The organism is Flavobacterium sp. ST-158, assembly GCF_058309975.1.
Map to the genome: position 1 here is coordinate 36,769 of NZ_JBZEEN010000005.1, position 15,316 is coordinate 52,084.

A 15,316-nucleotide genomic window follows, 5' to 3' on the forward strand; every position below is an offset into this window, starting at 1 on the left:
ACTTTACTATGAGTTTTAAAAGAAAATGGTCGCATAGCTCAGCTGGATAGAGCACCTGCCTTCTAAGCAGGCGGTCGAAGGTTCGAATCCTTCTGCGATCACACATTAAAACCCCTTGAAATTCAAGGGGTTTTTTGTATTTTAGGAGTTACCAAAACCTAAATAGTAATTATTTTGTAGTATTTTGATTTTTAAAAACAAAAAAAATGATTTTCTGTTTGTAGAATCAAAAAAAAGATTAAATTTGCACTCGCAATCACAAAATGATAGCGACATATTGGAGAAATGGCAGAGCGGTCGAATGCGGCAGTCTTGAAAACTGTTGACTGTAACAGGTCCGGGGGTTCGAATCCCTCTTTCTCCGCTTCATGACTTACAAAAGTCATCAAAAACCTCAAAATCTTATGATTTTGAGGTTTTTTTATTAGTAGTTGTAGCTAAAAATCATAAGTTTTAATGCTTTCTGAATTCTAATATAATAAAATAGGGAAGTTCTCTTTGGTTACCATTGTAAAGTAGATGATAAAGTATAATCTTCTTGTTTTTTATATCGAATTCATTTAGGAAATAGATATCAAATTTGAATTAGGATAATTGATGTAGGATTATGTTATGGAGAAGGAGAATTATTTTAGTAATGTTAAAAAAAATAGTTCAGCCTAGGTAATGATTCTGCTTGTGAATAAAAGAGTTACAGGTGTTTTACTGTTTTATCGGCTCGTAATACAGAATGATGGCTCCTGATGCAAAGGTTTTAGTTTTTAAAAGTTTAAAAAATTGCCTGACTTTTATTTTGTCAAACAAAGGCAATCCTTTTCCTTGTAACATCGGATGAATGCAAATTTGAAACTCATCAATCAAATTAATGTTGAACAACTGAATAATCAAACTTCTACTGCCCACTAAAATGTCTTTACCCGATTGTTGTTTGAGCTTTAAAACTTCTTTTTCAATTTCGTTTCTGGCCAGTTGTGCCGTTTCCCATTCAGTATTTTTCAAGGTATTTGAAAAAACAATTTTGGGTATTTTGTCAATGGCTATGGCAAAGTCGTTCATTGATTTTTCACCAGAAGGTTTTTTTAGCAGTGTTTGCCAGTATTGCATCAGTTGGTAAGTAATACGACCATATAAGATTAGACCTGACTGGTCTAAGAGCGCTTTGTAATGATCGTGTAAAGCTTCATTAGGAATCCCTGCGGTATGATCGCAAATCCCGTCTAGAGTCATGTTTATGGCTGCAATTACTTTTCTCATGTTTTTCAAATTAAAAGGTTGTTGATCTTAACTTGATTTTTTGTTATGGGCACAAGCGTGACGCTTGCGCTAGCATGGGGTTTTTATTTTTTACCAGTAAATTTTGCGATGAAAACTTGTTCATTATTAATTACTATTAACTCCTTATCACATTTATAATTCTCAACGATTAAGAAATATTTGTCGTTCATAAAAGTTATGAATTTTCCCGATATTATTTCATTATTTATATTCAACCGAATTTTTACATTCTCCTCGTATTCATCTAATAATTTTTTAGCGTCCTTTTCCCCTTTATAATTGTAATACATACTTGAAGCAAAAAAGATTAAAATAATAGAAACATTAATAAAAATATTTTTTGACATTCTGCCAAATTTGATTCCAATCTTAGTAAGTATTTTTATCAATATAGCATATAAAAGAAAAAATGCTAACAAAAGAAGGTACCAAAAATTATCGTTCGTAGCATAACCAATAAGAATAAAAATTGAACAGATAATAACATATATTGAACTAATAACATCTAAGTCACTATCTTTTCTTTCAAAGAGATGGTGAATTGAAATTATAAATCCTCCAATTACATTTAATATTAAAAGCCAAGTTGTAGCGATAATCTTTTCAAAAGAAAGGTTTATATATGAAGAATTTATATTTAAAGTAGAGTAATATTTTGTCCAATACATCCAACCTAAAACATATAATAATATTCCACCAATAGTTAATGCTGTTGCAATGTCAATTGTCTTAATTTTAGTTTGGTTTTCGGTCATTATTTTCTCCTGTTTTTGTCAACATATCTGGTAACGTTTTGCTGCTTTGAGATGGCTGGAAAATCGTAATCGCTCAATTTTCGGCTTAACGAAAACTTGATGCGAAACGGTAATTCCACTAAATTCCAGCTAGCTCAAAACAGCTGTTATGCCTTCGGTTTTTTATTTAGCATCCACTTTCACCGATGAAATTTTGTGTTATTTTTTCACCATTTTTATTTTCAATTAATATCAAACCTTTATTCCACCAACTTTCTTCAGCGTCTTTTTTGGTTTTATCTGCTTTAATTTCAATAGTTACTTTGTATTCTTCTGCTTCATATTTACAAGTGTAATCTTCATTTTCAACTGTATTTGGTTTGTAAATTCTGCTTGTTAGTTTCAGTTTTACAATCTTATTATTTACAGACACAAAAGCAATACTGTCAAAGTTTGACGCAAAAACAAAGTTGTTTTCTGCATATTCTTTTTCGTTTTTTGAAAATATGCACGAGCAACCATCGATTTCTTTCGGCAACTTTTTAAAACTATTCAACGTAAATTCCGTGTCGTTGACTTTTTCAATATTTCCAGTTTTGTCGTTTTTACACGCAGAAAATATTAAAATACAAAGACTAAAAACTAAATATTTTATTTTATACATTGTTTTCTGATTTTCGGTTTTCTAAACTGAGGCATAACTAGCATATATACGCATAAATCAAACTAGTTAAATTCTATTTTGGCATGTTATACGCTTATTTTTGTATATATTTTTGCGTATAATATTTTCATGCGCAACACAAAAATAAAAATATTTCTTACACACAAAAGCAATTTCGGTTTTAATTTAGGATGTCAGTAATTCTAAAACAACGTTCTGTTCCCAAATAGAGTGGGTCTCCGTGTTTTTCGGACCAAAAACCATCTAATAAATCTTTGGAAATACAACGATACACGACTACACCTTTGAAAATTTTGTCATTTTCCCCCAGGTATTTAAAATTAATCACCAGGATATTATCTCTAAAAAATCCGCTGCCGCTTTGAACTTGTTCGTTGTTAATGAACCATTGGGCTTTGATTCTTTTGTTGTGGTCTAAACTTAAAGTAAGTATTCCTTTGTATTGGTGGTCTTCGGCATCCTGATTGCTACCTGTAATTTGGAATTTGCCTACGAGTTCTTCGATGTTCATTTTTTAGTTAACAATAGTTAGAGTTATAAAATAAAGACTTGCCACGAATTCACAAATTAAACAAATTAAATTCGTGAATTCGTGGCATTTTAAACTAAACCAATTTGCGACCCTAGCAATAGCGAACAGGCAAAGCAATCTTTGGTTGTTTATTTCGTGCAAGAATACTCATTTCATTTGGAAAAGACATAAAAAAAAAAATCGAAGTTTTCAGGCTTCGATTTTAGAGTAAAAATAATTAAAGTAAGATTCCGGGGCATTATTATGGTGGAATTAATGTTCCAGAAAATTAATCAGATGTTCTCTGTTGTCATAATAAGTAGGATGTTCGAGAATGGCTTTTCTATTTCGGGGTCTTTCGTAATTGATGTCTAAGATGTCACCAATTTGTGCTCGTGGACCTGAAGTCATCATAATAACTCTGTCGGCAAGGAAAATGGATTCGTCCACATCGTGGGTAATCATAATTCCGGTTGTTTTTTCTTTGTTTAAGACTTCCAAAAGAACGTCCTGCAATTCGCCTCGGGTCAAAGAATCCAACATTCCAAAAGGTTCGTCCAGTAATAAAATTTGTGGTTTTAAAGCCAGAGCTCGCGCGATACCCACCCTTTGTTTCATTCCTTGTGAAAGATCTTTGGCTTTTTTGTCAAAAGCACCGTCCAGACCCACTTTGCTCAAATAGTATTTGCAAATATCTATACGTTGTTTTTTGGTCGCATAAGCAAAAACTTTATCTACTCCCAAGGCTACATTTTCTAATGCAGTCATCCAAGGCAGTAAACTTGGGGACTGGAAAATAATCCCTCTGTCTGGTCCTGGTCCGGTAATAGGAGAGCCGTTCAGAACGATTTGGCCTCCTGAAATTGGGTTTAAACCGGCAATCATCGAAAGTAAGGTGGTTTTTCCACAACCTGAATGTCCGATGATGGAAATAAATTCGCCCTCTTTGATTTTTAAATTTAAGTTTTCCAATACTACAAAATCACCAGTTGGAGTAGGATAGACTTTTTTCAGATTGTTTATTTCCAACATGTATTTTTCAAAACCTGCCGGATCGAGTGGAACTCTTTGTGTATTTAATATCGTTTCTGTCATGATGTTCTTTCTTTAAAATTTTTAAAAACATATAAGTCATATAAGTTTTTGACTTAAGACTTTAAGTTAAAGTGATTTTTAAGAGCATATAAGTCAAAGCAGTTTTACTTGACTGACTTCTATGTTTAAAAATTTAGCTGAATTGCATCGGAACTAAATCCGGTAATTCGTAAGTGTTCACTTGCTGTCCGGCGGTTCTTTCAGCGCCTATTTCCATCAGGTATTCGATAATTCCGTTTCTTAATTTTTTAAAATTGTCATTGTGGTTCAAATCGATTTTATTTCTTGGTCGTTCAATTTTAATGTCAAATTCCGGTCCCAGAGTGGCTTTTGGTCCCGGACGAAGCGGAATTACTTTGTCGGCCATAAAAACACCTTCGTCAACATCATTTGTAATCAGTAAGGCAGTACGTTTGTCTTCGCTCCAGATATTCAGAATTTCTTCCTGCAAATTTCCTCTGGTCAAAGCATCTAAAGCACCCAGTGGCTCGTCCATCAAAATCAACTCCGGTTTCATAGCCAAGGTTCTGGCTACCGCTACACGCTGACGCATCCCTCCGGAAAGTTCTTTTGGTTTTTTATGAGCAGCATGTGAAAGGTTTACTTTGGCAATAAAACTATTGACATGCTCTTCGACTTCTTTTGGTTTCCAACTTGGGAAAACGGTTTTAACCGCCATCGCTACATTGTCGTAAACCGTTAACCAAGGAAGTAAAGAGTAGTTTTGAAAAATAATTCCTCTTTCGTGACTGGTTCCCTGAATAGGTTTTCCTTTGAATAAAACTTCTCCTGAATCTGGTTCTATTAATCCGGCAATTAAATTAATCAGCGTGGTTTTTCCACTTCCTGTAAATCCAACGATGGCAACAAACTCTCCTTCTTCAATTTTCAAATTGATATTTCTTAAAACTTCTGTTTTGTTTTTTCCTTCACCGTATGATTTACAAACGTTTTTAAGTTCTAAATAAGCCATTTCTTTTAGTTTTTAGGTTCATAGGTTCTAAGTTGCTGAGATTCTTAGTGTCTCAGTAACTTAGCGTATTAGTTACTTTAATTATTGAAGGTTAATAATTTTTGGAAAATCATCATGATGCGATCCAGCATAAATCCGATTAAACCAATTACAAACATGGCAACAATAATTTTCGAATTGGAATCACTGGAGCCATTTTGGAATTCTTCCCAAACAAAAGAACCTAATCCAGGGCTTTGTGCCAATAATTCGATAGCAATCAAAACCATCCAGGCTACAGAAAGCGTAATTCTTAATCCTGTGAAAATCATAGGGAAAGAAGAAGGTAAAATGATTTTAAATATTTTTTGGAAAGTTCCCAGTTGCAATACTTTAGCCACGTTGATGTAGTCTTTATCTACTGAGGAAACTCCGGCGCTGGTATTTACTAAGGTAGCCCACATAGAACACAATCCTACACTAATAAAGGAGATTACAAATGATTTTTCAACATCTACATTTGCTAAAATGGTTTTTACAATCATCGAAACTAATAACAACCAAACTACTGGTGATACCGGTTTGAAAATTTGAACAATCCAGTTGAAAGACGTTCTTAATGTTTCACTTAATCCTAACAAGATTCCCATTGGGATAGCAATAATGATGGACAATAAAAATCCGGCAAATACGGTTTTTAAACTGGTGAAGATCTGATCTACAAATGAAGGTCTTCCGGTATATTTAATTTCGGTTTCTCCTTTTGCCAAACGCTCTTCGTTCATAGCAGCATATTGTTGGATAAAATCTGATTTTTTAGCTGATAACAGCAGGTGATCATCCCATAATTTCCCCAAAGCACCTACTACCATTAGTGGAGAAGGTAAAGAATTTGGGCGGCAGCTTATATCTCCGGAAGCAATACATTCTTCCAATTTTTTGGCCGCTTCAGGCCCCTGATCCTGTAATGCTTTTTCAATTTTCATTTCTGATTCCACATTATTTAAATAATCTGAGAATGTTTGCCATAACAGAATAAAAAAGAAAACCGAAAGTAAAGGAATCATAATTTTCTTGAATGCTTCTTTTGCATTTTTTTTCACCTCTTCACCTGCAATCAATCGAATAAGTGGTTCTAAATAACCTAATCCTATAAATTTCACCGTTTTTATTGTTATTGTTTTCATAATGCTTGTATTTAATAATGTTGGTTTAAAAGCGTTTAAAAAAGTATGATTTCGTAAAATCCTTTTTAAACTTTTTAATTAAGAAATATAAAATTGAGTTTTTGTGTATTTGAAACTCAAAAGGTTCTTTTTTGGTTTTAAATAATGCAGAGACTGTCCTAGAAACAGCCCCCACATTATGATTTTTAATTAGTTTTTATTACCTATTTTTAGGCCTTTTAAGTATTCCAATGGTTTTTTACCATCATAAGTAATACCGTCAATAAATTCGTTAGTAGCTGGTTTATAACCGTCAGTAGTTGGGATATCAGCTTGGTCTAAGTTTCCTTCTTTAACCAATAATTCAGCAGCTTTAGTCCAAATTTCAGGTTTGTAAACTTCTTTGATTTTTGAAGCATACCATTCATCTGATTGTGGCTCTGTAATTTGTCCCCAACGTCTCATTTGAGTCATATACCAAATACCGTCAGAGTAGAATGGGTAAGTAGCATTGTATTTGAAGAATACGTTAAAGTCTGGCTCATCACGTTTGTCTCCTTTTTCATATTCGAATGTTCCTGTCATTGAGTTTTTCAACACATTTTCATCAGCACCTACATAAGCCGGACTCGATAAGATTTTAACAGCTTCAGCTCTGTTTTTTGGATCATCTAACCATTTTCCTGCTCTGATTAAAGCTTTAGTAATAGCAATAGCAGTATTTGGATTTTTCTTGATAAAAGCTTCTGTCATTACGAATACTTTTTCAGGGTGATTTTTCCAGATGTCACTTGAAGTGATTACCGGAACTCCAATTCCTTTGGCAACTGCTTGTTGGTTCCATGGTTCACCTACACAGTATCCGTTGATGGTTCCTGCTTCAAGTGTAGCGGGCATTTGTGGTGGAGGCGTTACAGAAAGTAATACATCTGAGTTGATATTTCCTTGCACGTTGTCTTTAGTATATTGACCTGGGTTGATTCCTCCTGCAGCCAGCCAATATCTCAATTGGTAGTTATGTGTCGATACCGGGAATACCATACCCATTTTGAATGGTTTGTTAGCTGTTTTGTATTCTTTGATTACCGGTAACAAAGCACTCGCGCTGATTGGGTGAACTGGTTTTCCGTCTTTCAAAGGAATTCCAGGTTTCATTTTTGACCATACATCATTAGAAACTGTAATACCATTTCCGTTCAAGTCCATGGAAAAAGTCGTAACTAATTTAGCTTGTCTACCAAAACCAACTGCTGCTGCGATAGGTTGTCCGGCAAGCATATGCGAACCATCAATTTGTTCGTCAATAACTCGGTCTAATACGTTTTTCCAGTTAGATTGTGCTTCCAAGGTTACAAATAAACCTTCGTCTTCAAAGAATCCTTTTTCTTTTGCAATGGCAAGAGGAGCCATATCTGTTAGTTTAATGAAACCCAAAGTTACCTGAGGTTTTTCTAAAGCTAATTTTTCAGTTTTAGAAGCGCTTGCGGTTTCAGCTCCAGCTTCCACTTCTTTTTTTGCTTCTTTTTTACAGCTAACAACACTTAGGGTTGTTAACAGGATCATCGATAATCGTAATACTGTTTTTTTCATGAGAATGTTTCTTTGATTACTGGTTCAATTATTTTTTTATAGAGAAAATTTGTGGGTTGATGTTTACCATTAGGTAAGCCCAGTTGTTTGTACTGTCGTTCAATCCTGTTCCACCTTTTAAGGCAACCATTGAGTCAGAAGCAAACATTTGTGAATATCCTGCTACTACTGTAATATCCTTACTGGCTTTGTATACAGCTGTTAAATCTACCTCTGTTCCCAAATATTTGTCAGTGGTTGCAGCCAATTCGTTAGCAGCGTAGAAAACGTGAGGAGCAACAGATAGGTTTACTTTTTTGATAGGGAAGTCTAATTTTAAAGTAGCATCTTGAAGACCAACTGATCCGGCATGATTTCCTACGTAGAAATAATCCATAAAACCATTGAAAGCGTGGTTAGTACCAAATACTGGATTGAATGATTTTACAATGGTAGAAGTTGAAGTTTGGTCTTTTCCGGAAAGATATTCATATCCTAAAGTAGCTTTGAATTTTGGAGAAAATGCATATCCTAAGTTAGCTGCAGTTTCATAAGCTGAAACTTGATTGGCTCCAATTTTTCCTGTTTGTCCGTAGAAACTAAAGTCAAGACTTAATTTTTTACCGGAATAATTTGCATAAGTTCCAAGTGTTTGGGAATAGTTTGTTTCAATATCTGAAACTGTTTTTTGGTATTCTTTTCCTAAGTTTAAAGCAAGAAAGCTAACATTTAATTTGCTGATGTTAGTGTGGTACCAGGCATATTGCATGTCTTTAAAATCAGTAGTATATGGAGTTGATGGGGCAACTTTTCCTTCTGAATCAGCATTTAGAGCAAATCCTAAATCCAATAGGCTTTTTTCACCTTTGAATTTGAATACTGCAGCATCAAAACTACGTCCTTGATTAGCCCAATCTAATCCTCCAAAAACTCTTTGGTTATCATAAGAAATCATTTGGCGTCCTACTTTTGTACTCCATTTATCTGTAAAACTGTATTGTGCCCATCCTTCGTATAAAGCAAATCCGTTTTTATCAGTAGCAATATTTCCTAGTGTACTAACATTTCCCCAAGTACGTACATTTTGCAAAGCAACTTTTACTTTTAGTTTGGTATCCCCGTAATTCAAATTGATTCTAGAGCGTTGTCCCACAAATGAAGTATGTGCTGTAGTGGGTGTTAATAATGTTCCAAAACCATTTGTGTATTCGTATCTTGGTCTAAGTTGAATGTCAGAACTAAATTCCTGTGCCATTGCTGCAGTACCCATTAGGCCTAGTACTGATAAAGAAAGTGTTTTGAGTAGTTTCATAATAAGTTGATTTAAAAATTTGTTTTTGTTAATTATTACATTGCAAACATACTTACGTAATTTTACTTACTAACAATGTCTTGCGCAACAAAAACTAGTTTTTTAAACCAGATTTATTTATTGAATAACACAATTAAAAACAGGTGTAAAAACATTTTTTTTATTTAATTAATTGAAATACAGTTGTTTATAAATATACTTAATAGGCTAAGTAGTCTTTGAAAATAGTATAAAAAGATATAAAATATTACGTATATCACTTAGTTTTTAGAAAAAAAACAGACTGTTTACGTAGTTTTTTAATAATAAAACATAAAAAAGCCCGATGGTTATCGAGCTTTAGTTTTTTATAAAATGAATAAGAATAGAAGCGAAATTAATTTGGGTTTAATAGAGTAACCCATTTACGGATTATTATTTATTGATGCATTTTAAAATAATAGTCAGCAGAATGTTTCCCGCTTCCATATACTAAGAAGAATAAACAAATAGCCAAAATACCTAAGGCTAAAAATAAATTTTCAGAATGCATTTCACCAGCAAAGTTCACAAAAATAGCTCCCATTAAAATAGGTAGTTGTGCAATAATGGCCCAGCGGGTAAGCAATCCAAAAGCAATCATTATTCCGCCTATCATGTGGGCAGGAGTAATGTAATGAACGAGGAACATGCCTCCTCCAATTTGGTCAATAGGAGAAATCAAATCCTGCAGGTATTGAATGTTTGTAATGAATTTGACTCCTTTTACGAATAGAAACACTCCCAGTGCAATTCGTAACAAATCTAAGGTAAAATAACTGTGCGCATTGGCCCATTTATTTAATTGATTTACATTGTTCATAGTGCTGTATGATTAAAATTGGTACTACTAAGGTAGTGATTTTTAAAACAATAGCGTAGAATTAGGCTGTTAAAATAAAGTTGTAAATATTCATAAAAGCCTTAAATCTTAAAGAAATAGGTGGCTATTTTATTTTACCTGTTCAAGTATCCAGTTGAGCTCAAGATCATTTTTATTTATTTGGTCTTCTAGAGTTGGGCTAAGAGGTACATCAGGAAAAATTCCATGTCCTAAAACATTGGTTTGGTAGTAGGGCTTTATATTCATAACACCAATTCTGACTTTTAGTTCTGAATAAGGCATTTTTACAATGGGCATAAATCCGGCAACAGTTCCATTGTAATCACCTCCAGTTTCTTCACCAACAAAAATGGCTCTTTGTGAACCTTTTAAATTGGATGAAATAATACTGGAAGCTGAAAAGCTTCCACCATTAATTAGAACATAAAGTTTTCCGCCAAAAGCATTTTTATGGATTGGATACGGCTTTGTGTCTGTAGCAAAATAATTGATGCCATTTTTGTCTTTATGAACCGTAAACAATAAATAGGCATAGACAAAGGGAGAAAAAAGTGTTTTTATGACTTTTACAGGGAAATTACCTTTGTTAAAGTAAGCGCCTTCAAATAAACTGGCTTTCGAAACTACTTCCGATTTTTGCAAGAATACAAAAGTCGAGTCGGTAAGATAGTTGTAGAGTTGTATAATTTCGTTTAATCGTCCGCCGCCGTTGTTTCTTAAATCGAGAATTAAGATTTTAGAATTTCTTTTTTTGATTTCAGCAAAACTCTCGCTGTAAAATTTTCGAAAATGTCCTTTTTTAAATCCTCTAATTTTAAGTACTGCTATGTTGCTGTCATTGGAAACAAAATTCAGTTCTCTTAAGAATGTTTTGGATGATTTATCAAAACCGTTAATTCTTTTTTTTCTCTTTATAACATGTTGTTTAGTGCTGTTTAGTGCTGCTTTTTTTTGAAGAGTTTTTTTATCTTTTTTGGTAATACTGTCAGTATTGAATCTTTTAATCGTAATGGATTGAATACTGTCATTTAGTTTAAATACGTATTGTAAGCTGTCTTTTATTCCGTTTTCGATGGTAAAAAAATGCGTAAAACGTTTTGATGCTATCTGTTTTTTGAAAGTAGTATTGTATCCATCTGAACTGTAATATTGATTGTATTCATTGATTAGATTTGCTGGTTGTGTCCCGTTTACTGAAAGAACTTCTGTTCCAGGAAAAATAGATTTGTTAGCTGATTTATTTTTAATGACGTATAATTTGTTATTATAAAAAGTAAAATCAAATTGCGAAAATGGACCAATACCTTTTTTGAGAATTGCTTTAGTTTCTTTTTTAGAATAAGTTTTTTCTGGAGGAATTACATAACTATGACCTTGCCTTATTGCTGCAACAATAGGACTGATTTTTTTATAAAAATCCAGTGGAGTAAGAGGATTTTTGATAGTGGTTTTAAGACTATCAAATTTATAATCTAAACTTACTGGATTGATATAATAGTTTAGTTTAGGGTGGAGTTTTTTTAGTTTTTTTTGAGTAAAATCAACGTCTTTTTTAAGCTGTTCTACTGGGATTAATTTCTGCAAATGAGCATTGTCTTTTTTTATGGTACTGCATTGTACAAAGCAAATGATAATGAGAAAGAGGATAATTCTTTTTTCTAAAAAGACAGTTGAATTCATTGACTTTAGTTTTTTGATTTGCAGCTTTTAAAAAACGAAAATACAATTAAAAATGGATGTTTAATCTTATTCAGAATGCTATTAGGATAGTTTTAGTATTCTAAGTAGTTTCTTCTAGCTGGGGGTAAAGTTTTTTTGAAACAAAATAGCATATAATTGTCCAAAGCTATTATAAAACAAAAAGGCAGCACATTTAAAGTACTGCCTTTTGATTTAGAAATTAAGTATGGTTAGAATTATTTTTGAACATGTAACAATTCCCAAGATTTTATATTACAATAACGTCCTGCACTCGATTGTGTTGTAAGTTCTCCAAATGAAATGTCAGAAGTTTCCGTTACCGTAAATTCAACATAATACTCTCTAACACCAGTAATTCTTTCGTAGCCCAGAGTTTCGCTAGCGGTAGTAAGGGCTTCAACATCTGGAATACCACTTCCTTTAGCAATGACAAAATAAGAACCTCCATCGTCAGTATCATTAAGATTTGTTGCGGTTACAGTAACTTTTAGTTGGTAAGTTGCTGCATCCAAATTTATGGTTTGATAGATCTTTCCATTTGTAATTTCTGGAGCACCCCAGCCAGATTCTAGATTAAAGATATTTCCGTTTTTTTGATCCCAACCACCATATCCGGCATGGTTTTTTGCTGCATCATTGGTAATCCAAGGTGCTGCTAATGTTCCCCATCTAGAACCAGCTGCTTCTGCTATATAAGGAACTGCTGCATTTTCTAATATTGGTAATACAAATGGTTTATGATTGCTGTAATCAGTATAAATGGTATCAAGGGCAAGAGGTGAATATTTAAATGCAGTACGATATTTTAAAGTGGAACCACTTTTAAAATCGCGTATAGTAATTTTAGTATTATTCGTTTTATTAAAAAGTGCTACTTCTTCATCTTGGTCATTGGTATAGATGATTTCGGTGCCTAAAATTCCTGTAGTAATTGGAATTTGATTAAACTCAAAATTTAATTCACTGAATTTTAAGTTTGAAGCAATAATTTCTCGATTTTCTATAGAATTAAGATAGATATCTCCATAAACTTTAGCCCCACCGCTGACTATTTCAGTACTATTGCCTTCTTCATCTAGAGCCTGAACTTCGAATATAGTTAGTTTTTCATCCAAATCATTAATTTCTGTAGCAAATGAATTTTCTTCCCCATCATGGTCTATGGGAACTGTAACAGATTGAGATTTATTATTCCAGTATATTTTTACTTTAGACATATTTGCATCATCAATCTTACCTTCAATCGAAACCATATTGATTCCCGGTCGTATTTCTAATGCGGATACTTCTGCTACTACATTTGAATCATTCGATGAATCTAGTGTATAATCTTCATTACAGGATAAAACAGTGAAAAGTATAGTTAATAACATTAGTTTCACTGCATAATTGTTTTTAAACTTCATAATAATTTGGTTTGGTTAATAAATTTTAGTTAGTTATGGTTTTGATACCTCTTTAAGATACTTTTAATTAGAATCGTAACAATATAAAGAGGTGTGATTTTAAATTTATTTATTACAAACCTTGGCAGTGTCCTGTAGTATCCTGTATGAAATTGGTTTTTTTGTTGATTTTTTAATTGTTTTGTGTACAGGATTTTAATCTTTTTTTAGCAAGAAATATGTAGTTAAAAAAGCCGCTTAACCATAGTTTTTATAGTAGCTCCCGCAATTGTCACATTTTTTAATTTGAAAGCTTAAGTTTTGAAAAAAATGGACGTGATTTTGGGTGATTAATTTTTATGAAAAAAAGTTGTTTTTTGGTGATATTTTAAGCGTAATTACTATTTTTCTTAAAAAAGAGCTGCAAAAATAAGAATAAATCAAAATTTCGGTGATAAGTATTTTCTTAAAAAGATAGTGAAAAGGAGGCGTCTTAATGAAAGAGGTTGAAAAGAGTATTAACTAGATTAAAGAAGAAACAATTTTTAGAGTTACTCTTCAGTATTTTTTCTCTTTAAAACTCGCCCTCTGGGTTCATCGCCCTCATGAAGTACAATTTTAGAATGTAGAAACTGAGCTGCAGCTGCAGAATCATTTACTTTAGTAGTAGAACGGGCTATCATTTCTGATTCAAAATCAGTTAAAACGTTTTTACGTATTCCTGTTTTTCGCCATTCAGAATTAGGCCTACACCCTTTAGAAATTGTTCTAGCTAATGAAAGTGCATCTAATAGGGCTTGATTGGCACCTTGTCCTTTAAAAGGACTCATCGGATGTGCCGAATCACCTATTAATGTTGCTGAGTTTGCTTTTTTAAGTAATTTAGGAGTAAGAATTTCTCTGTCATAAACAGGATATCCAGAAATTTGAGCTGCTTGAGTTGCTGCTATAATTTGAGGAATTGGAGAATGCCATTGGGTTCTTCTATAAGCTTCTTCCTTGAGTGCCTGAACTCCTTGAGCACTTAGATTTATTGCTTCTTCCTCACTCAAAGGAAAGCTCAATTGCCACATTATCGAGTTTGAAGTAAAAGGCATGATGTAAATTCTTTCGTTACCATTGGCTGTTTGAAAAACCGTTGCAGAGTCTAGTAGCGGACTATTAACTTCCTGAAGAGTTTCTAATGGACAAATTCCTAAAATCACAATACAATCTAAGTAACGTAAAGGGGTAATATCGTCACCAATGAGTTGCTTGCGTACAGAGCTCCTTATTCCATCGGCACCAACAACAAGATCAGCTTTGGCGGATTGGATTGTATTATTAACCATGAAGTTTAGATGTATACCATCTCCTTCTATTTCTTTGAAATCAACTAACTGATGCCCCCATTGCACTTTATCTTTTCCACCTAATTGCTCTATAAGTGTTGAGCGTAATAATTGTCTGGCAATGTGAATGTTTGTTCGTTTAGAAAACTGTTTAGTCTCTTCTTGAAGCCATTTTCTAACACCCCATTCACCAATAATTTTTCCATCAGTAGTATGTACCAGATGTCTTGTTGAAACCACTCCTTCTTTTAAAGAAAAAATTCCCAAGGCTTCAATGGCTTTACTGGCTTGTTGTAAAGTGAGTCCGTAGCCCTGAGCGCGAGCCTCAAAGTTATTGTCCCGTTCATAAAGTGTAAAAGGAATACCACGGTGCATACAGGCCACAGCTAATGCTACTCCGCCAATACCTGCACCAATAATAGCTATATGAGGGTAGTTTTTGGCATCTGCAATAGGAGGAGAGACGGTCGCAATGATACCAGAACCATTACAGGTTGAACAGTCATAAAGGTGTCCTTTTGGTTTAACAGGAGCATTTCCTGTACCATCTGAATTTTCAAATTCTTCCAGTTCTCTCTGGTAGCGTAGTCGCGCTTTATTAGTTAGTCCCCGACTTTTTTTGCCATGACCTTTGCATTCGGGACATGCAGTCCAGCTTGTGGCTGTATTTTGCATTGATGTTCATTTTTAGTCTATTGTGTCTTTTCTGTTATCTTAAGAGATTCTTTTTTTATCAAG

General features: G+C 33.4%; 13 protein-coding genes and 2 tRNA genes. 2 read left to right on the forward strand and 13 right to left on the reverse strand.

What is annotated here, in order from left to right:
* The first annotated feature begins 27 nt into the window (after nt 1–27).
* Nucleotides 28–101 (forward strand) — tRNA-Arg (locus AC4FRF_RS09085).
* 178 nt (nt 102–279) lie between these two features.
* Nucleotides 280–364: transfer RNA gene (locus AC4FRF_RS09090), tRNA-Ser, on the forward strand.
* A gap of 338 nt (nt 365–702) precedes the next feature.
* Here AC4FRF_RS09090 and AC4FRF_RS09095 read toward each other — a convergent pair.
* From AC4FRF_RS09095 to AC4FRF_RS09155, 13 genes are all read right to left on the reverse strand, one after another.
* On the reverse strand, nt 703–1,254 hold the full coding sequence (locus AC4FRF_RS09095; protein WP_491159181.1) for a dihydrofolate reductase family protein: 552 nt from the start codon (nt 1,252–1,254) through the stop codon (nt 703–705).
* Between the two features lie 83 nt (nt 1,255–1,337).
* Nucleotides 1,338–2,030 (reverse strand): hypothetical protein, encoded by a 693-nt coding sequence (locus AC4FRF_RS09100; RefSeq protein WP_491159182.1) that lies wholly within the window; start codon nt 2,028–2,030, stop codon nt 1,338–1,340.
* Between the two features lie 166 nt (nt 2,031–2,196).
* Complete coding sequence (locus AC4FRF_RS09105; protein ID WP_491159183.1) at nt 2,197–2,673, reverse strand: hypothetical protein; 477 nt, start codon at nt 2,671–2,673, stop codon at nt 2,197–2,199.
* A 181-nt stretch (nt 2,674–2,854) separates the two neighbouring features.
* Nucleotides 2,855–3,205: a hypothetical protein gene (locus AC4FRF_RS09110; protein ID WP_491159184.1), complete on the reverse strand. Its 351-nt coding sequence runs from the start codon at nt 3,203–3,205 to the stop codon at nt 2,855–2,857.
* Nucleotides 3,206–3,478: 273 nt separating this feature from the next.
* A complete protein-coding gene (locus tag AC4FRF_RS09115) occupies nt 3,479–4,300 on the reverse strand; it encodes an ABC transporter ATP-binding protein (protein WP_491159185.1) in 822 nt (273 codons plus the stop codon).
* 133 nt (nt 4,301–4,433) lie between these two features.
* Nucleotides 4,434–5,273 (reverse strand): ABC transporter ATP-binding protein, encoded by an 840-nt coding sequence (locus AC4FRF_RS09120; RefSeq protein ID WP_491159186.1) that lies wholly within the window; start codon nt 5,271–5,273, stop codon nt 4,434–4,436.
* A gap of 77 nt (nt 5,274–5,350) precedes the next feature.
* Nucleotides 5,351–6,439: an ABC transporter permease gene (locus tag AC4FRF_RS09125; protein WP_491159187.1), complete on the reverse strand. Its 1,089-nt coding sequence runs from the start codon at nt 6,437–6,439 to the stop codon at nt 5,351–5,353.
* A gap of 189 nt (nt 6,440–6,628) precedes the next feature.
* The gene (locus AC4FRF_RS09130; protein WP_491159188.1) at nt 6,629–8,008 is read right to left on the reverse strand and encodes a CmpA/NrtA family ABC transporter substrate-binding protein; all 1,380 of its coding nucleotides are present in this window, start codon (nt 8,006–8,008) and stop codon (nt 6,629–6,631) included.
* Nucleotides 8,009–8,036: 28 nt separating this feature from the next.
* Nucleotides 8,037–9,299: an alginate export family protein gene (locus AC4FRF_RS09135; protein ID WP_491159189.1), complete on the reverse strand. Its 1,263-nt coding sequence runs from the start codon at nt 9,297–9,299 to the stop codon at nt 8,037–8,039.
* Between the two features lie 418 nt (nt 9,300–9,717).
* The gene (locus AC4FRF_RS09140; protein WP_491159190.1) at nt 9,718–10,140 is read right to left on the reverse strand and encodes a DoxX family protein; all 423 of its coding nucleotides are present in this window, start codon (nt 10,138–10,140) and stop codon (nt 9,718–9,720) included.
* A gap of 129 nt (nt 10,141–10,269) precedes the next feature.
* The gene (locus AC4FRF_RS09145; RefSeq protein WP_491159191.1) at nt 10,270–11,841 is read right to left on the reverse strand and encodes a S41 family peptidase; all 1,572 of its coding nucleotides are present in this window, start codon (nt 11,839–11,841) and stop codon (nt 10,270–10,272) included.
* 236 nt (nt 11,842–12,077) lie between these two features.
* Nucleotides 12,078–13,268, reverse strand: a complete 1,191-nt coding sequence (locus AC4FRF_RS09150) for a DUF4998 domain-containing protein (RefSeq protein WP_491159192.1) — start codon at nt 13,266–13,268, stop codon at nt 12,078–12,080.
* A 530-nt stretch (nt 13,269–13,798) separates the two neighbouring features.
* Nucleotides 13,799–15,253, reverse strand: coding sequence for an FAD-dependent oxidoreductase (locus AC4FRF_RS09155; protein WP_491159193.1), 1,455 nt, complete (start codon nt 15,251–15,253; stop codon nt 13,799–13,801).
* Between the last annotated feature and the right edge of the window lie 63 nt (nt 15,254–15,316).